This window comes from uncultured Shewanella sp., from assembly GCF_947491715.1.
Taxonomy (GTDB): domain Bacteria; phylum Pseudomonadota; class Gammaproteobacteria; order Enterobacterales; family Shewanellaceae; genus Shewanella.
Map to the genome: position 1 here is coordinate 1 of NZ_CANLKR010000042.1, position 18723 is coordinate 18723.

Consider the following 18723-nt stretch of genomic DNA (forward strand, 5'->3'; position numbering starts at 1 on the left):
AATACGCCGGGTCCGGTAGGGCCAATTCCGGTGCCGTACCCGAATATTTCACAAGGTAACATGTGTAATCCGGGGACAGCGGCATTGAGTGTTTTAGTGGATGGGGGTCCATCGATAAACCAAGGGTCAATAATCACCTTAAGCAGTGGTGATAATGCGGGTGCGGTAGGCGGTGTGGCGTCAGGAATGATGATGGGGCCGACGACGTTTAAGATGGGGAGTATGGGGGTGATGGTAGAGGGTTTACCGGCGATGCGGTTAACGAGCATGACAGGACAAAATGGGATGTCGCCGAATTGTCCCGGAGTGACCTTGGCCCCCTCGCAAGTCAAAGTCATGTACATGAAGTGAGGTATCATGTCAGTGCTTTTTTGTAAAGTGATACTGTAGATTATCCTTTACAACACTTTCTTTATGTTGATATTTCTCCACTGTCTTCTCTGCGCTATTTTGGTTAAGCTGAAAACATTGACCATGTTTTTAGGAAAAGTTAATGTTAACAGAAGAGCAAAAAACAGACTATCAACAGCAGGGTTTTGTGGTGTTAAAGGAGGTCATCACGCCTCAATGGTTAAAGGCACTTCAAGCGCGAGCCGCCGTTTGGGTGAATGATTGCCAAGATGGTAATAGACAGCATATTTTTAGTACAAAAGATAATAATCGCACCAATGATGATTATTTCCTGGATTCCGCTGAGGACGTGCGCTGTTTTTTTGAAGCAGAAGCTTTTGATTGTGATGGTCAGTTTGTACAGCAAAAACACTTATGCATTAATAAAATTGGCCATGCGCTTCATGAACTCGATTCTGTTTTTAATGTTTTTAGTCATTTAGCTATTTGGGGGGAAATTGCCCATGGTTTAGGGCTTAAACAACCTCAAATCCGTCAGTCTATGTATATCTATAAACAGCCCAGAATTGGCGGTGAGGTCAATTGGCATCAAGATGCTAGCTTTTTTTATACTGTCCCTCAGAGCGTGATAACATTTTGGTTTGCTATTGAGGATGCCACTTTACAAAATGGCTGTTTATGGATTGAACCTAAAGGGCACTTGGGTCCTTTAAGGGAACGGTTTAACAGAACAGGCAAGCAAACACATATGCAAGTCTTAAGTGATGTACCTTGGCCAACAGAAACAGGGGTACCACTTGAGGTGAAAGCGGGCAGCTTAGTTGTATTTCATGGGCTATTACCCCATTACAGTGCAGCAAATCGCTCAGCTCATTCTCGTCAGGCTTACACTTTACATGTTACCGATGGAGCGTGTGTTTTTGCCAAGGAAAATTGGTTACAGGCCAATAAATGGCCATTAAGAGGGTTTGAAGATAATACGTGATGTTAGCCCGTTTCTTGTGGACTGTTTACTGATATTATCTATTTCAAGGTAAAAGTCTGAAGGTCGTAATAATATGCAACAAGCACTCGTTCACGTAGCACTAGTGGTAAAAGACTATGATGAAGCTATTGACTTTTATGTTAATAAGCTCAATTTTGAATTAATTGAAGACACTTATCAAACCGAGCAGGATAAACGTTGGGTGGTGGTCTCTCCTCCAGGATCGCAAGGGGCAACCTTGTTATTGGCGAAAGCATCAAAACCTGAACAAGAGCAAGTAGTGGGTCAACAAACTGCAGGAAGGGTGTTTTTATTTTTAAGCACAGATGATTTTTGGCGGGATTATCATCGAATGGTCGCTGAAGGGATCACATTTGTCCGTGAACCCGCCGAGCAAGATTACGGCACGGTGGCGGTATTTGAAGATCTTTATGGTAATTTATGGGATCTATTGGAATTTAATGATGAGCATCCCATGGCCAAAAGAATGTAATACTGTGTTTGGAGGGTATAAAGGCGCTTTCATTTTTAAAATGAGCGATACCATCGAATAAGCCATTTGATGGTATCGCCCCAGATCAGGCACCTTTGAAATATTACTGGTATCACTTGTGTCTCTTTAATCCTTATTGTCAGTATTGAACGGGAAGCCTTAAATTGACATTTTGGTTCTTATCCCTCTTTTAGTTTCGAGAGATTCACTATTCATTTGATAAATGTTAATCATAACCATGATAAATTAGTGAAATGAAAGTGCCTTGAGATAGACTGGAAAAATGGCATGTTTTATATTTCAACAGGATGGACGCGCTTTATGGCATTCACCTCATTACATGGGATGGTTTTATGACGACACGTATACAAGTGGGCGGACTGAATGTTGCGGCAGGGTTATGGCAATTAGTCGATGAAAGAATGTTAAGTGGAATAGGGATTAAATCCAATGATTTCTGGGCTAAATTTGAACAAATTGTCAATGAGCTTACCCCTATCAATAAAGCGTTGTTAGTTAAAAGGGAGCAATTTCAATCTCAAATTGATGATTGGCACCGAGCTCATCAGGGGAAAGACTTTGATCCCGTGCGTTACAAAATGTTTTTACAAGATATTGGTTATTTATTACCGCTGGGTGTTGATTTTTCTGTTGAGACGAAAAATATTGATCGTGAAATCACTGAGCAAGCTGGGCCTCAATTAGTGGTGCCCGTTAAAAATGCTCGTTTTGCTTTGAATGCGGCGAATGCTCGTTGGGGCAGTTTGTATGATGCTTTATATGGCACCGATGCGATTAGCGATGAGGGGGGGGCTGAAAAAGGAGCGTTTTTTAATCCTGTTAGGGGAGAAAAGGTGATCCAGTTTGCTAAGCAGCACCTGGATATCGTCGCACCTTTGGAAGATAACAGCCATGCTGATGCGATGCGATATTTCATTGAAGATGGGCTATTGCAAGTTGCCTTAGAGGATGGTCGAATTACTGCCTTGATTGAGCCCAGTAAATTTGTTGGTTATACAGGAGTGTGCCAACAACCGACTTCTATTTTACTTAAAAATCATGGGCTACATGTCGATATTCTAATTGATAGCCAAAGCGATGTTGGCAAAATGGACAAGGCGGGAGTCAAAGATTTATTGGTTGAGGCGGCTGTTACAACAATTATGGACTGTGAAGACTCCGTTGCGGCGGTGGACAGTGAAGACAAAATTGAAGTGTATCGAAATTGGCTAGGATTGATGCAAGGTGTGTTGAGTGAGAAAGTCAATAAAAATGGACGTCGGATCACACGTACTTTACAAGATGATCGTCATTACTTGACTCCCACTGGAGAGCCACTGACGTTACCTGGGCGCAGCTTATTGTTCGTACGCAATGTCGGTCACTTAATGATGACCGATGCCGTGTTGAATAAAAACAATGAAGCGATACCGGAAGGAATACTGGATGGTATGCTCACTGTGTTAGCCGCTATGCATGACTTGAAAGGATTAAATAATGGTCGAGTGAACAGTCGAGCTGGCAGCGTTAATATTGTTAAACCTAAAATGCATGGGCCAGAAGAAGTGGCGTTTACTTGCACCTTGTTTGCACGTATTGAAGATGCTTTAGGCTTAGCACGTAATACAATCAAACTTGGGATTATGGATGAAGAGCGCAGAACCACAGTCAACTTAAAAGCCTGCATTCGAGAAGCAAAACACAGAGTGGTCTTTATTAATACTGGCTTTTTAGATAGAACAGGGGATGAAATTCACACCTCTATGCATGCTGGACCTATGGTACCAAAATCGCAAATGAAGCAAGCGCCTTGGCTTAATGCTTATGAAGATTGGAATGTGGATATTGGTTTGGCTTGTGGTTTACAAGGGCATGGACAAATAGGTAAAGGCATGTGGGCTATGCCTGATGAAATGGCAGCGATGTTGGCTGATAAAATTGCCCACCCTAGGGCTGGCGCGAATACGGCGTGGGTTCCGTCACCTAATGCGGCTGTTTTACACTCGACTCATTACCACTTAATTGATGTGAAGGCGTATCAAAACCGAATCAAACAACATGCTCGTGCCAGTATTGATACATTATTGACTTTGCCTCTGATGCCTGATGAAGAGGCGTTGACACTAGAGCAAGTTCAACAAGAATTAGATAATAATGCACAAAGTATTTTAGGTTATGTGGTTCGCTGGGTTGATCAAGGCATTGGTTGTTCAAAAGTGTTAGATATTAACCATGTGGGGTTGATGGAAGATAGAGCAACATTGCGTATATCTTCTCAACATATGGCCAATTGGTTATTGCATGGTATTTGTACTCAAGCACAAGTGTTGTCGGCATTAAAGCGAATGGCTAAGGTGGTGGACAGCCAAAACAGGGATGACCCTCTGTATCAACCTATGTCTCCTGATTATACGGGATTGGCCTTTAAAGCGGCTTGCGATCTGATTTTTGAAGGACAAGCCCAGCCATCGGGCTATACAGAGCCTTTGTTGCATCAATATCGAATCAAAGCAAAAATAAACTAGCCAAGAAAAGCCCGCTTTGATAGCGGGCTTTATGATTTTTGGCTAGATCACACGAAGCGGTTACCCTAGGTGTTATTCATCTTGATAAGCTTTGCCATAATAACTGGCAATAAGAATACTTTTTAGCTCGCTGATCAGTGGATAACGAGGGTTCGCCCCTGTGCATTGATCGTCAAAGGCTTCTTCAGCCAATTCATCAAGTTTACTCATAAATAAGTTTTCATCGACTCCAGCGGCTTGAATGGAAGGAGGGATCCCAATTTGAGATTTTAGCTGTTCCACTTTATCGATCAGTAATTGTAACTTCTCCTGTGCACTGTCACCGCCTAATTTGAGATGATCGGTAATTTCACCATAACGGCAAAGTGCTTTAGGTCTATCATATTGACTAAACGCAGCCTGTTTTGTTGGAATATCAGTGGCATTAAAACGGATGACATTGGTGATCAGTAGTGCATTGGCGAGGCCGTGTGCAAGGTGAAATTCAGCGCCAATTTTATGGGCGAGTGAATGGCATACCCCTAAAAAGGCGTTTGCAAAAGCGATCCCTGCGATGGTGGCGGCATTATGCACTTTCTCGCGAGCGATGGGGGCATTTTCTCCTTGTTCGTAGGCATCGGGAAGGTATTCGCATAATAGGTTGAGGGCTTGTAAGGCCTGACCATCACTGTATTCATTGGCCATGACGCTTACATAGGCTTCTAACGCATGGGTAACGGCATCTATTCCACCAAAAGCGGTCAGTGTTTTCGGCATATGCATCACCAAGTTAGGATCAACAATGGCCATATTAGGGGTGAGTTGATAATCCGCAATAGGGTATTTCATGCCCGTTTTTTCATCGGTGACCACAGCAAAAGGCGTGACTTCTGAGCCTGTTCCAGACGTGGTAGGGATAGCAACCATCATGGCCTTTTCACCCATTTTAGGAAATTCGTAGATACGTTTACGAATATCCATAAATCGGCGGGCTAAATCAGCGAAATGTACATCGGGATGTTCATACATGACCCAGATTATCTTAGCGGCATCCATCGGGGATCCACCGCCAAGAGCGATAATGACATCAGGTTGAAAATTCTGAGCCATTTTAGTACCTTGCTCAACAATGGCCATAGTGGGATCGGCCTCGACATCATAAAAAACATCTGTTGTAAGCCCTTGTGCTTTTAAAATACTCAATGTCTCATCGCAATAACCGTTATTGAAGAGGTATTTATCCGTGATGATTAAAGCGCGTTTTTTATGGTTAATTTCTTCAAGAGCAATGGGTAAACAACCTCTGCGGAAATAAATAGAGGCTGGTAATTTGTGCCACAACATATTTTCAGCCCTCTTGGCGATCATTTTTTTATTAATTAAGTGGCTTGGGCCCACATTTTCAGAAATGGAGTTGCCACCCCAAGAACCGCAACCTAATGTGAGTGATGGTGCCAGTTTAAAATTATACAGATCGCCAATCCCTCCCTGTGATGCGGGGGTGTTGATTAAAATGCGTGCGGTTTTCATTTTAAAACCAAAGTCTTTTATTCGCAGCTCTTGTGTATCTTGATCGGTATAAAGACCGGATGTATGGCCAATTCCGCCTAATTTGACTAAGGCATCGGCTTTATCTACGGCATCATTGAAATCTGTCGCACGATACATACCCAGTAAAGGAGAGAGTTTTTCATGTGCAAAGGCTTCATCATTATTAATGTCAGTGACTTCTGCAATTAAAATGCGAGTCTGTGGGGGCACGGTTAACTTAGCCATAGCAGCAATATCGATAGCGCTTTGCCCAACAATATCCGCATTTAATCCACCATTTTGTAAAATAACGGTTTGCAGTGCATCATGCTCTGTTTGAGTTAATAAATAACCGCCATGTTCAGCAAAGCGTTTTTTAACAACATCATAAACCTCATCAACCACCACAATGGCTTGTTCAGAAGCGCATACGACCCCATTATCAAAGGTTTTTGACATAATAATGGAGCTGACGGCACGCTTTACATCGGCGGTTTCATCAATGACGATGGGAGTATTACCGGCGCCAACACCAATGGCAGGTTTACCTGATGAATAGGCGGCTTTCACCATACCTGGACCTCCCGTTGCGAGAATAAGGTTGAGATCGGGGTGTGTCATCAGTTGGTGTGAAAGTGGGACACTAGGCTCATCAATCCAACCAATAATATCTTTTGGTGCGCCAGCTTCAATGGCGGCCTCTAATACTAACTTTGCCGCCATAATCGTGGCACTTTTAGCGCGAGGGTGAGGCGAAAAGATGATCCCATTACGGGTTTTAAGGCTGATTAAGGCTTTAAAAATGGCGGTTGAGGTGGGATTAGTTGTTGGAATAATACCGCAGATCAAGCCCACGGGCTCAGCAAGCGTGATGGTACCAAAGGTGGGATCTTCTTCTAAAATCCCGCAAGTCTTGTCATCTTTGTATTTATGATAAATATATTCGGAGGCGAAGTGGTTTTTAATTACTTTATCTTCCATTACACCCATTTGCGTCTCCTCTACAGCAAGTTTAGCCAATGGGATCCTTGCGTTCGCAGCAGCTAACGCCGCTGCTCTAAAGATAATGTCAACTTGCTCTTGACTGAACGTGGCAAAATGGGCTTGGGCCATTTTAACTTTATGAATTAATTGATTGAGTGTTTGCTCATTTGTGACAGTCATAACGTCTCCAATAAAAAATACAGCACACCTTGAAATACATTTATTTCGATGAAATTTTTCAGCTGCCTTATCAACTATAGAAAAAATACCGCGATTTGGCCGTAATAACTGTGAACAAAATCACATACTAAAAGTAAGGTTAATGAAGGCCAAGATAAATAGAGAGACTTTGCTTAAAAACTGGGCCTTAATGATGTGGGATTGCTGTTTTGAGGAAGAGAGTAAAGCATGCATCGTTGAGTTTCTCGTTCATTGATGCCTGTTTTTTTGTTTTAGTTGTTGAGTGTACATTAAAGTAGCGGAATAACAGTGTTTATTCCGCTTCAATAAGGTGTAACATATTATATTTAATAAAATTTTGTTAATAAATCTCAATGTATTTAAAAACACTGGTATGTTGACTTATTTTTGTATGCTATTTTCGTTTGGAATAGGCTAGTCAAGCATTAATATTCCGCTTTCCAGCATTCTTATACTTTCAGCTTCTTCTATCGCTATTTGATTTTGTCTAATACACATAGAATTTAATCCCATATGCACTTGTGCTGTATCCATACGTGTATTGACTTCATCGATATGGGTATTGGTGGTGTCTATACGAGTATTGGTGGTATCTAAGCGGGTATTTGTTGCATCGAGGTTCGTGCCATGAGTTGCAATATTGGTTGTGTTTGTGGTGACATTGGTATTTGTAGCTTGAAGGTGTTGATTAATTAGGTGTATGCTACCAAGTACTGCCGACATTTTATCAGCCATAACAGATTTGTGTTCAGCAATGGCTTTTTTCTCTATGCCTTTTGCTGTGTAGTCTTCAAGCTTTACATCTGTTCTTTTAGAGGTGTAGCTGAGATTATATGAGACATTCACATCGGTTTTAGCCCCGAGAAAGAAAGAATGTTTAAAGCCTAAATTTGCGCTCGTATCGGTGAGAGCTTTTATTGACACATTTGCACCAAGAACGACTGATTCTTTTGCTCCGAGAGTGAATGAATAGGCTTGGCTGGCAACAATTTTATATCCTTTGTGGTTAAAAGTATGCTCTGCTTGACCGTTAGTCGGTTTATTAACATCATATTGGGCCATAGTCTTACCTCACCATTGCGGTTAATCATATAATGCGGTTTAAAATGAAATCAGGCGCATTCGTATCAAGTAAAATGATATTATTTTTAATGGAGTTATTTGGGGATACTCAATTTTTATCAATAATAGCTTCGTAATCTTTTGTCATTTCTTGTAAGTTATGAATCATGACTTTATCAGATAAGGCTAAATTTTCAATGAGTTAATTTTAAGATTGTATTAATATCAATATTAACATTAACTATTATCAATGTGTGTATAGTATTTGTATCAGTATATATGGTTTTTTAATTTAATACATTCAGTAGGTTATGGTATTTACGTGATGTTTTTTGTTTTATATTAATTATTTTTTGGTTGTTATTTAATCATCCTTTGTTCTTGTATATAAATAAAGAATAATGTCATTGAGTGTAAATAATCGTTGATTTAAAAAGTGAGTAATTAATATTTTAAAGTAAAAGAGTAAAAGAGTAAAAGAGTAAAAGAGTAAAAGAGTAAAAGAGTAAAAGAGTATAACGCTCACTATGATAAGTCAGAGAGCGTCATTAAGATCCTATTTAGAAGATAATTAATTGATGGCGTAACACTCTTGCGTCAATGGATAAGTAATTGATGTGGTTATTTCACCTTCACTACTGTAATTAATCACATCTAAATCAGAGGGGGCTTTATTTAAAATACGATTAAAAACGCTGGCGGCACCGTTTAAATAGTTGAGGTTAACTTGGGCATTGTCACATAGGGTGTCATCGCCATTATTGGGTCGATAGGTACCACTATTGGAATTAATAGTATATTGGTAACGGTATTGATGCTTTGCATGGTTGTAAATAGGATAAACATGAATTTCACCAGCATAGTCAACAGTGGTTTTTATCCATTCTTTAGGCTGATAGTTTTCAAGTTTTCCTGTTTCACCCCCTAACTGTGAAATAAGAAAGTGTTTACTGACAGCATCTTCAATGCCCACATCTTTTCCGCTATAAACGTTGATGGGACAGTCTTTTTCATCTGCCTCATAAGCATCGGGCATATAACCTGATAGTGTATCAATATCGAGATGACAATCAGGATCCATATCGGTAATATTTTCTCTGGGATCCCATGTGGCGACATAAATAATATTATTTTCTATTACATAGTTATACATCTGAGGCTCAGGATCACCATTAGTATCGTAGCTTATGTTGGCTTTCATCGATTGCCTAAGTAGCTTGGGTGTTAATGGAACAATCTGAGTATAAAAAAGATCTTTTGCATAATAAGCGCCAAACTCAGCGACCTTACCAGCATTGGTTGATAGACTATTTTCATTGTCATTACCGCCAATGACATAAGGGCCGCCCATCTGACTTTGCTCAGTTTTAACTGTTAATGTATCTGTAGCAAAAGAGGGGAGACTCAATGTTAATGTTGCTGCAGTTAAAGTATAGAGTAAGGTTTTACTGTTTAGGAAGAGATGTGAGCCAATGTGGCTCTTGTTTGCTTTCATCATTATCTTATCTTAATTTTTATAAGTTAATCGTTGCAATACATTTGCACAATGTCATGTTGCTGACAATTTAAATACTTTTATTTACAAAAATATGCATAATAATTTGAGAGGAATGTTTGATAATAATAAAAATAATCTATTAATTGTGTTATTTGTTTTTATGATTGTTTCTTTTTTAACTTTTTTAATCAAGGGTATTAACTAAGTTAAATTATGAATATTATTGTTTGTTTTAAGAGGAAATAAATCATTGGTTTTAAATATAGTAAGTGTTCGATGGCTGCGTTTTTGAGATTAAGTGAATGGGATAAAATTTGATTGTGGAGGCAATCACTCAACGATGGATACCACTCTTTAAATAGAGTAAATAGATCCTTAACTATCAATAAGGAGGACAGCATATATGGTTTTTAATATTGTTTTATTGCTTCTTTCTTATTGATGTGAGGGAGATCGTGTGATGTTGAAGTCAAGTTGATAACATCACACAAGCTTTTGGCCTTATATCAATAATCTATACAGGGCGGTGTCAATACTCGTTAAAGATCAACAGGCCCTTAGTATGTTTCTCTTTTCAATTCCATCATGTTATCTAAATGCGTGCTGAAGAGTTGTTGATGTAATCGCGCAGCAAATTCGTCAGTCATGCCAGATATATAATCAGATAAGACTCTATGTGGATTCAGATTATGATCTAAGCTATATTGCCATCGCTCTTGTGTGTTGAGTGGCAGTAATCGCATTGGATCGGATTCAAAGGCCTCAAAGAGCTCCATAACAATTTGCTGCCCTTTATATTCTAGCATTTGCACTTCTGGTTTTCTGATCACATATTTAAAAACAAATTGCTTTAAAATATCCAAAGCATAGGCAAACTCAGGTTCAAGTTTGGCATTAAACTTGAGTAAGGGCTCTTCAAACTCTGGATTTTCATCCAAGTAAATGGCAGTGACAAAACCATTGACCAGTGTGCCTATGGCATCTTTTCGCAAATGATGTTGCGATGAAAATAATTTATCACCAATCGCAGCAAATTCATTGGCCACCCAAGGATCTTCGCTTTTTGATAGTGGGATCCCTACATCATTTTGCCATTGATTTAGGCTCACTATTCCCATGACAATAGCATCTTCAAGATCGTGAACCGCATAGGCGGTGTCATCGGCGAGTTCCATAATGGAGCAATCAAAGGACTTATACTTTGTTCTTTTATGTTGATGTTCTTCTGTTAAGTGATTTTGTAAAAAGTGCTGCTTATCACTTTCACAAAGCGGGCTAAGTACCCAATGTAAAATATCGAGATCATCATCAAATATTCCTTTGACTGGGGGCCACTGGGCTGGCTGAAGCTGGCGATGGTTTTGTACGGGTAAGGCACCATTAGTTTGATACAGTGCCGAGTAAGGTGCTGGGTATTTTAGTACACCGAGCAGAGTTCGCCTGCATAAATTCATGCCATAGTGTTGAGTATAAGGCTCGAGGCGAGTTAAGATTCGAAAAGTTTGGCCATTACCTTCAAACCCACCGTGATCTCGCATCATATAGTTCAGAGCAATTTCTCCTCCATGACCGTAAGGAGGATGGCCAATATCATGAGCTAAGCAAAGTGACTCAATCAGGCTAGTTGAATCCAGTAATGGGCCAAGTTCGGGGTGTTTACGTTTAAGTTGGGCGCGAATGCCTGTTCCAATTTGTGATACTTCTAAAGAATGCGTAAGGCGAGTACGATAAAAGTCATTCATCCCCACCCCTAAGACTTGGGTTTTTGCTTGTAATCGTCTAAATGCGGCAGAATGCAGAATGCGAGCGCGATCACGCTGAAAAGGGCTGCGATGATCGTTACGTCTACGTTTATCTTCGGTTAATCGTCGGTCATGCCAAGGAGAGTAAGACATGTGCGCTCCTTATAAAAGTCGGTTTATTTCATCAAAATCGAGAGTAAAACTGGGAATAAAATGTTCAATGAAATAGTGAACTTCCGGTGAATGAGTGTTTTTTAGTGTGTTTTCAAGTCGTTTTTTTGCACTGTCAAATTCGGTGTTTCCTGCTCGTTGCTCTTCTAAGCATTTGAGGTATGCACATAATCTATCAGCGGCTTTAATTAAAGGTCGATAGGTTTCATCTTGATATTCAGAGCACAGCAGCGCTTGATAATCCGCTTTAAATTCATCGGGCACCATCTCTAAGAGTCTATGTTCTGCAATGGCCTCTATTTTTTTATATTCCGCTTCAATATCTTTATTAAAATATTTCACAGGTGTCGGTAAATCGCCTGTGATCACCTCACTGGCATCATGAAATAAGGCCAATGTAGCAGCATGTTCAGGATTAAAATTTCCATCAAATTTTCTGTTGCTAATGAGTGCCAGTACATGAGCAACCATGGCCACTTGTAAAGAGTGTTCCTGAACATTCTCTGTGCGAACATTGTACATCAGTGGCCAACGTTGGATTAACTTCATGCGTGCAAGGTGAGCAAAAAGGTGACTCATTACATCCCTCTATTAGCGATTAAAGCTTACTTAATACCCTAGCACATCTTAGTGAAAAAGAGTCAAGCCATGCCATGAAAAAAGCGATGAAGATCATCGCTTTTATGACGTTTTTAATACAAAGGCTGATTATTGGCGATATTCGCTCATAAAGTCGCCAAAATCATTGAGGGCTTTTTCGAGTTCTTCTTTATAAGGCAAAAACACCACTCGAAGATGATCCGGCTCAGGCCAATTAAATGCTGTCCCTTGTGCGAGTAATATTTTTTTCTCTTTCAATAAATCGAGTACTAAACGTTCATCGTCACGGATGTTAAATTTCTTGTTGTCAAATTTTGGGAAAGCGTATAAGGCGCCTTTAGGTTTAGTGACACTGACGCCGGGTATTTGATTCAAGAGATCATAGCAAGTGTCCCGCTGAATGCAGAGGCGTCCACCTGGTTGGACTAATTCTTTAATGCTTTGATAACCGCCTAATGCTGTTTGTATCGCATGTTGATTCGGGACATTGGAGCAAAGTCGCATGGAGGCCAGCATATCTAGGCCTTCTTTATAACTTTTTGCTGCTTTGAGGTTACCGGTGAGCATCATCCATCCGACTCGAAAACCTGCAGCGCGATAGCTTTTAGACAAGCCATTGAAGGTAACGGTTAAAATATCATCCGATAAACTGGCTGCAGGAATATGCACGGCATCATCAAATAGAATTTTATCATAAATTTCGTCTGCAAATAAAATGAGATCATGCTGGCGACATAGCTCGACAATTTCAAGTAATACGGCTTTAGAGTAAACTGCACCAGTCGGGTTATTAGGGTTAATTAACACTAATCCACGGGTTCTTGGGGTGATTTTTTTCTTGATATCTTCAACATCTGGAAACCAGTCTGAACTTTCATCGCAGCGATAGTGTGCGGCATTCCCGCCAGAAAGGTGTACTGCGGCTGTCCATAATGGATAATCAGGCGAAGGCACCAGTATTTCATCACCATTATTTAATAAGCCCTGCATCGCCATCACAATCAGCTCAGAAACACCATTACCAATATAAATATCGTCGATATCAACCCCGAAAATAGCTTGAGATTGGTAGTGTTGCATAATAGCTTTGCGTGCAGAAAACAAGCCCTTAGACTCACTGTACCCTTGAGCACTGGGTAAATTGGTGATGACATCTCGAACGATTTCTTCTGGGGCTTCAAAACCAAAAGGGGCGGGATTGCCAATATTAAGTTTTAAGATCCGGTGACCTTCATCTTCAAGTCGCTTTGCTTCTTTATGAACGGGTCCACGAAGGTCATAACACACTGCATCGAGTTTGTTGGATTTTATGATTGGGCGCATTTACACCTCGAAAATGCAAAAAAATAAGATTTGTTATTCATGATTAAGGCGAAACAATAACGAATAATGGTCGGTTTTTGAAGCTTTTTATTTATGTTCACTTGTAAATAAATGGAGTTTAATCCTGAAATAGCAGTTACAAAATAATTTTTCGATATTTTACTCTGCTTAATGTCATTATTTTGGTGTTTGCTGCTGTGTTTTGTTCATCAGAAAGCAGTTAGCGGTGTTTTTATCAAAAAGTATTTTTTTACAAAAAATCAAGAAAATACTCCGTATTTAGGCGTCGAGGCGATGAGTTGCTATTTATTGATAAACTTAGGTCCTGCGTTGGGCGGTTAAGGATACGTATTTAAATGACGGTTAAATAAACACAGAGGAAATGACTGGTCGCACCGCCAAGCACAAATAGGTGCCAAATGGCATGATTAAAAGGAATGGATTTTAGCACGTAGAAAATAACGCCTAAGGTATAAAACAAGCCACCAGCGATAAGTAAATTAAATCCTAGAGGCGTGAGTTGCGCAATAAGTTCACTGAGTATGGCGATACAGAGCCAGCCCATGGCTAAATATAAAGATAAACTGAAGACTTTAAACCGGCCGGTGAAAAAAGTTTTAAATATGATCCCTGCGAAGGCCAGTAGCCAAATGGCAAGTAAAATAAGATCGGACTCGGCTCCTTCAATGCTGATCAACATTAAAGGGGTGTAGGTGCCAGCGATTAAAAGGTAAATAGCACAATGATCAGCAATCTTAAATTGGCGTTTCCAATAGAGAGTTTTAGCATTGTGGTACAAGGTGGAGCAGAGAAACAACAAGATGATACTCGAGCAATATAATATGACACCGCTCAATTGCAAGGTGCTGAGTGTATTATAACCTTTTTGAATACTTAACAATAAAGCCACGACTCCGCCGAGAACGCCGAGTCCATGGCTCAGCGTGTTGGCTCTTTCTTCATCAATGCTGTATTCACCAATGGGGTGAGCGTTAGAGATGTCATTATGGCTGGAAGGTTGTTTTGTGTATTGTGTTGCTTTATTTGATAACTGCTTTATAGGCATAGTGTTTTCTGGTTTGACCTGTTATTCACCAGTGTAGCAGGATCGGATAGCTTTGAATACTAATTAAGCGTATACCCAAACCACTTGAAGATGCAGGATTCAGCTGGAATTAAAACGCGTTTAGGCAAGGCATCGAGTTGAGGGCTTAGTTATTCTAAGTTGATATTCAATAACGCAGAATAAAAGTGTTTGCTTTTACATATAAAGAGGCCAGCCCGTTGGGAGCCTGTAAAAAGACTAACTTCTACGTTGCATCACCTCAAAAGGCAATAAGCATTCTTTCAATAATGCGCCTTGAATTAAGCCTTTTCACGGGCTCTGAAAACATGCACTTTCAAGTGGTTTGGGTATACACCTGTAAGCTTAATATTTTTGCTACTGAAAAAAATGTTCAATTGAGAAACCGTTATTTTCTGTACTGTACTTTTGGCTGCTGAGTTTCTCACATTGAACTTAAGCTGTTTTTTGTTTTCTAATCTTCGTGACTATTGAGGATGCGAACAGACAGTGGAATAAAATTGTATTGTTCAATTGAACAGGGAAGACGTTAAATGCAGCAGGGTAAAACGGAAAATAATATAACAGGTGGAAAAATATGTGCGCAAAAAGAAGACTGCGATCTCGCCCCAATTTGTGATGTTTTCTCTGTTCTTTCAACAACAAACATTGATAGTGTTGTTAAAATCAATGCACTAGAGCCTTGGCAAATATCTTTTGAAAAACCGGTGACTTTTAAGCAAAAACAGGAAGGTCTCTATTTGGCTGTCTTGCTAGTGGGTATGCTTCATATTGCGTTGTTTTTTTGTATCGACAAGCTATGGCAGCAAAATGTTGATAATAGGCGGACTAAGGTAACAACTAAAGAGACCATAAAAAGCTATTTGTATGTTTCACCGTTACCTAAGAGTGAGGTCGTTACAACGAGTGATTCAAAAGGAGGGCAACCGCAAGTCAATGATCCAACATTCACTAATAAAATGGATGTAATGACTAAATCTAGCGCGATAAACCTTGCCGATAATACCAGCATGAGTCGAGTCACTATGCAACAGGAAGTCAAGTCTGAAGGGGGAAAACGTACGTTAAAAAACAGCGCTAAAGGGGATAAACCCATACCTCAGTCCGTATTAAATAATCCAGCCAATCTAACATCAAAGGTCAATGCTAAGGTGAGTCCAGCTGAAAAAAAGCGTTTTCGATTTGATGATTTAGACCCATCTGTCAAAATTGCTCAACATACAGAAGGATTGAATACTAATATCATCAATGGAACGATACTTGATGAAAAGACGTTATCTTACTTACAGCAACAAAATGACAGTAAATTGAATGATCTTGTTGTTAAGACTGAACTGCCTGCATCAAATATTGCCACATTAAGTGACATGACACCTAAGATGGAGGCATTGAATAGTCCCATCGCAACGTTAAATCAAACCGCGAGGTTACCCCAAGTTCATGGACATCTTCAGGATCCTAATCGAATTGTTCAAAAGGGAGATTATTGTTATCGCATGATTAAAACGCCGACACAAATGAACCCCAATGCAGAAATCGTGGCAACTGTCGGCTATCGTTGCAGTCCTGATGAGGATAAGAAAAATGTTCAAAATTTAATTAATCAGCGATTAAAACAACATGATGCCGTGATTAATTGATATGAATTATTTTGATTTCAAATGTGTTTAAAAAGGTGAGTATACAATTAATTATGCATTATCAGATGGTTATTGCTCAATTTTATTGATTCATTGTATTTTAAGACGATAAAATAAAACCTTGTGAAGCCTAATGGTTTAGGCCTATACTGCCTGCATCTTGTCGGAGTGCCTTTATGGCTGAGACCGTTTATTCGGGATCCGTTGAACCTGATCAGGCTGAACCCTGCGAAGGAAACAAGCTGTATAATTGTTTTTCTTCCTAAGCCTTACAATTACGTTTAAGTAAAATGTAAGCGATACGCTATGTTGTTAGACGTGTTCAAAAACACGTTTTTATTGAGCCGCTAGGGCCATAGACTGTAAATTAGGTAGCAATTATTTTGGTGTTTGCAAAGCTTTTGTTTGCTTATGCCCGCTGATCAACTCTCACCCTCCTGACAAGCAACTTCATTTCTACTTTAAAGTGAGATTGCTAATGTCAAATCGTCGTGAAACCCGTGCCAATGCACAAGCCTTTATTGATTCTCTTAAGCCATTACAACACCCTAATTCTGAAAAAATTTATTTAACCGGTAGCCGTGAAGACTTGCGTGTGGGCATGCGCCAAATTCATCAAACTGACACCTTAGTCAGTGGCACCGAAGATGCGCCCGTATTTGAGTCAAATCCACCGATCACTGTGTATGACTGTGCCGGAGCTTACTCTGATCCCGATGCCAGCATTAATGTGCGTGCGGGCTTAAATAAATTTCGTGAAACCTGGATTGATGAGCGTAATGATACTGAGCAGCTTGAGGCTGTGAGCTCTGGCTTTACTCAGCAACGCCTCGCCGATGATGGTCTGGATCATCTGCGGTTTGAAACCTTATTGCCGCCTCGAAAAGCCAAAACGGGTCAATGTGTGACCCAATTGCATTATGCTCGCCAAGGGATCATTACCCCTGAAATGGAATACATTGCCCTGCGTGAAAACATGGCACGAGCAGAAGTGACGGATCCTATTCTCACTAAAAAAGATAAAGGTGAGAGCTTTGGCGCCGTCATTGGCGAGCTTATTACCCCTGAGTTTGTGCGCAGCGAAGTGGCGCGGGGGCGTGCGATCATACCGCTCAATATTAATCACCCTGAAGCTGAGCCGATGATCATTGGGCGTAACTTTTTAGTCAAAGTGAATGCCAATATTGGTAACTCGGCGGTGACCTCATCCATCGAAGAAGAAGTCGAAAAACTCGTGTGGTCAACCCGTTGGGGCGCCGATACGGTAATGGACTTATCAACCGGGCGTTATATTCATGAAACCCGTGAGTGGATCATTCGCAATTCTCCTGTGCCTATTGGTACTGTGCCTATCTACCAAGCCCTTGAAAAAGTCAATGGTGTGGCCGAAGACTTAACCTGGGAAGTGTTTAGAGACACGCTTATTGAGCAAGCCGAGCAAGGTGTGGATTATTTCACAATTCATGCGGGTGTGTTGCTGCGTTATGTACCGATGACGGCTAAACGTCTAACGGGTATGGTGTCACGGGGTGGCTCAATTATGGCCAAGTGGTGTTTATCGCATCATAAAGAAAGCTTCCTTTACGAACATTTTAGAGAAATTTGTGAGCTTTGTGCCGCTTATGATGTGTCTTTATCCCTTGGGGATGGCATGCGTCCAGGCTGCATAGCTGATGCTAACGATGAAGCCCAATTTGCCGAGCTAGAAACCTTAGGTGAGCTGGTGAAAATTGCATGGGAGTACGACGTGCAAACGATCATCGAAGGCCCAGGCCATATTCCCATGAACTTGATTAAAGAGAACATGGACAAGCAGCTTGAGCATTGTGATGAAGCGCCGTTTTATACCTTAGGTCCGCAAACCACGGATATTGCTCCGGGATACGATCATTTTACTTCAGGCATTGGGGCGGCCATGATCGGTTGGTACGGCTGCGCTATGTTGTGTTATGTCACGCCAAAAGAGCATTTAGGCTTGCCGAACAAAGAAGATGTCAAACAAGGTTTGATTGCTTATAAAATTGCGGCCCACGCGGCGGATGTGGCGAAAGGGCATCCGGGGGCGCAGGTGAGAGACAATGCCTTATCTAAAGCGCGCTTTGAATTTCGCTGGGAAGATCAATATAACTTAGGGCTTGATCCTGATACGGCCAGAGCCTATCACGATGAGTCATTGCCGCAAGAATCGGCTAAAGTAGCGCATTTTTGCTCTATGTGTGGGCCCAAATTCTGCTCGATGAAGATCACTCAAGATGTGCGTGATTATGCTGCGAGCCTTGAAGCCAATGTCAGCTCTGCCAATGCAGAGCAGCTTGTTCAAACGGTATCCATTGAGAGCCACACCGACTTTAAAGCAAAAGTGAGCACGCAAGAAGTGGCTGAGCAGGGAATGGCACAAATGTCAAAAGCCTTTAAGGAACAAGGGGCTGAGTTGTACCATGAGGCTGGAAAAGCCGTCTTTGCTGATGAGCACTTAAATAATAAGCACTTAGAAAAAAATATTGATGAAAAACAGGCTGACAAATCTCAAGCGCTAGCGGTTGATGAGGTATAAC

Annotated in this window: 13 protein-coding genes and 1 riboswitch; of the genes, 6 read left to right on the top strand and 7 right to left on the bottom strand. The window is 40.7% G+C overall.

Annotation, left to right across the window (positions count from 1 at the left end):
* The 4 genes from Q0779_RS20195 to Q0779_RS20210 all read left to right on the top strand — a co-directional run.
* Positions 1-351, top strand: a 351-nt coding sequence (locus tag Q0779_RS20195) for a PAAR-like domain-containing protein (protein ID WP_298775456.1), incomplete at its 5' end; no start/stop codon positions are given.
* 142 nt (positions 352-493) lie between these two features.
* Positions 494-1336 (top strand): phytanoyl-CoA dioxygenase family protein, encoded by an 843-nt coding sequence (locus Q0779_RS20200; RefSeq protein ID WP_298775458.1) that lies wholly within the window; start codon positions 494-496, stop codon positions 1334-1336.
* A gap of 73 nt (positions 1337-1409) precedes the next feature.
* On the top strand, positions 1410-1829 hold the full coding sequence (locus tag Q0779_RS20205; RefSeq protein WP_298775459.1) for a VOC family protein: 420 nt from the start codon (positions 1410-1412) through the stop codon (positions 1827-1829).
* A gap of 353 nt (positions 1830-2182) precedes the next feature.
* Positions 2183-4354, top strand: a complete 2172-nt coding sequence (locus tag Q0779_RS20210; RefSeq protein ID WP_298775461.1) for a malate synthase G — start codon at positions 2183-2185, stop codon at positions 4352-4354.
* A gap of 72 nt (positions 4355-4426) precedes the next feature.
* Here the strand turns inward: Q0779_RS20210 and adhE are convergent, their stop codons facing one another.
* The 7 genes from adhE to Q0779_RS20245 all read right to left on the bottom strand — a co-directional run bounded on the left by adhE (position 4427) and on the right by Q0779_RS20245 (position 14510).
* Positions 4427-7027 carry a bifunctional acetaldehyde-CoA/alcohol dehydrogenase gene (adhE, locus tag Q0779_RS20215; RefSeq protein ID WP_298775462.1) on the bottom strand — a complete coding sequence of 867 codons (2601 nt, stop codon included), beginning with the start codon at positions 7025-7027 and terminating at the stop codon, positions 4427-4429.
* Between the two features lie 435 nt (positions 7028-7462).
* Positions 7463-8110, bottom strand: coding sequence for a hypothetical protein (locus Q0779_RS20220; protein ID WP_298775463.1), 648 nt, complete (start codon positions 8108-8110; stop codon positions 7463-7465).
* 571 nt (positions 8111-8681) lie between these two features.
* Complete coding sequence (locus tag Q0779_RS20225) at positions 8682-9608, bottom strand: hypothetical protein (RefSeq protein ID WP_298775465.1); 927 nt, start codon at positions 9606-9608, stop codon at positions 8682-8684.
* A 557-nt stretch (positions 9609-10165) separates the two neighbouring features.
* Positions 10166-11503, bottom strand: coding sequence for an anti-phage deoxyguanosine triphosphatase (locus Q0779_RS20230; protein WP_298775467.1), 1338 nt, complete (start codon positions 11501-11503; stop codon positions 10166-10168).
* Positions 11504-11512: 9 nt separating this feature from the next.
* Positions 11513-12100, bottom strand: a complete 588-nt coding sequence (gene yfbR, locus Q0779_RS20235) for a 5'-deoxynucleotidase (RefSeq protein ID WP_298775469.1) — start codon at positions 12098-12100, stop codon at positions 11513-11515.
* A 129-nt stretch (positions 12101-12229) separates the two neighbouring features.
* Positions 12230-13444 carry a pyridoxal phosphate-dependent aminotransferase gene (locus tag Q0779_RS20240; protein ID WP_298775471.1) on the bottom strand — a complete coding sequence of 405 codons (1215 nt, stop codon included), beginning with the start codon at positions 13442-13444 and terminating at the stop codon, positions 12230-12232.
* A gap of 352 nt (positions 13445-13796) precedes the next feature.
* On the bottom strand, positions 13797-14510 hold the full coding sequence (locus Q0779_RS20245) for a hemolysin III family protein (protein WP_298775473.1): 714 nt from the start codon (positions 14508-14510) through the stop codon (positions 13797-13799).
* A 551-nt stretch (positions 14511-15061) separates the two neighbouring features.
* Between Q0779_RS20245 and Q0779_RS20250 the strand changes: the two genes are divergently transcribed.
* Complete coding sequence (locus tag Q0779_RS20250) at positions 15062-16168, top strand: hypothetical protein (protein ID WP_298775474.1); 1107 nt, start codon at positions 15062-15064, stop codon at positions 16166-16168.
* Positions 16169-16322: 154 nt separating this feature from the next.
* Positions 16323-16422: riboswitch (TPP riboswitch) on the top strand.
* Positions 16423-16646: 224 nt separating this feature from the next.
* Positions 16647-18722, top strand: a complete 2076-nt coding sequence (gene thiC / locus Q0779_RS20255; protein ID WP_298775475.1) for a phosphomethylpyrimidine synthase ThiC — start codon at positions 16647-16649, stop codon at positions 18720-18722.
* The last annotated feature ends 1 nt before the right edge of the window (position 18723 follow it).

Excerpts from the sequence above, each read along its gene's own strand:
- Q0779_RS20210 (WP_298775461.1), top strand. The coding sequence starts at position 2,183 with ATGACGACACGTATACAAGTGGGCGGACTGAATGTTGCGGCAGGGTTA.
- Q0779_RS20200 (WP_298775458.1), top strand. The coding sequence starts at position 494 with ATGTTAACAGAAGAGCAAAAAACAGACTATCAACAGCAGGGTTTTGTG.
- Q0779_RS20230 (WP_298775467.1), bottom strand. The coding sequence starts at position 11,503 with ATGTCTTACTCTCCTTGGCATGACCGACGATTAACCGAAGATAAACGT.
- Q0779_RS20240 (WP_298775471.1), bottom strand. The coding sequence starts at position 13,444 with ATGCGCCCAATCATAAAATCCAACAAACTCGATGCAGTGTGTTATGAC.
- Q0779_RS20205 (WP_298775459.1), top strand. The coding sequence starts at position 1,410 with ATGCAACAAGCACTCGTTCACGTAGCACTAGTGGTAAAAGACTATGAT.
- Q0779_RS20220 (WP_298775463.1), bottom strand. The coding sequence starts at position 8,110 with ATGGCCCAATATGATGTTAATAAACCGACTAACGGTCAAGCAGAGCAT.
- adhE (WP_298775462.1), bottom strand. The coding sequence starts at position 7,027 with ATGACTGTCACAAATGAGCAAACACTCAATCAATTAATTCATAAAGTT.
- thiC (WP_298775475.1), top strand. The coding sequence starts at position 16,647 with ATGTCAAATCGTCGTGAAACCCGTGCCAATGCACAAGCCTTTATTGAT.
- Q0779_RS20245 (WP_298775473.1), bottom strand. The coding sequence starts at position 14,510 with ATGCCTATAAAGCAGTTATCAAATAAAGCAACACAATACACAAAACAA.
- Q0779_RS20225 (WP_298775465.1), bottom strand. The coding sequence starts at position 9,608 with ATGATGAAAGCAAACAAGAGCCACATTGGCTCACATCTCTTCCTAAAC.
- yfbR (WP_298775469.1), bottom strand. The coding sequence starts at position 12,100 with ATGAGTCACCTTTTTGCTCACCTTGCACGCATGAAGTTAATCCAACGT.
- Q0779_RS20250 (WP_298775474.1), top strand. The coding sequence starts at position 15,062 with ATGCAGCAGGGTAAAACGGAAAATAATATAACAGGTGGAAAAATATGT.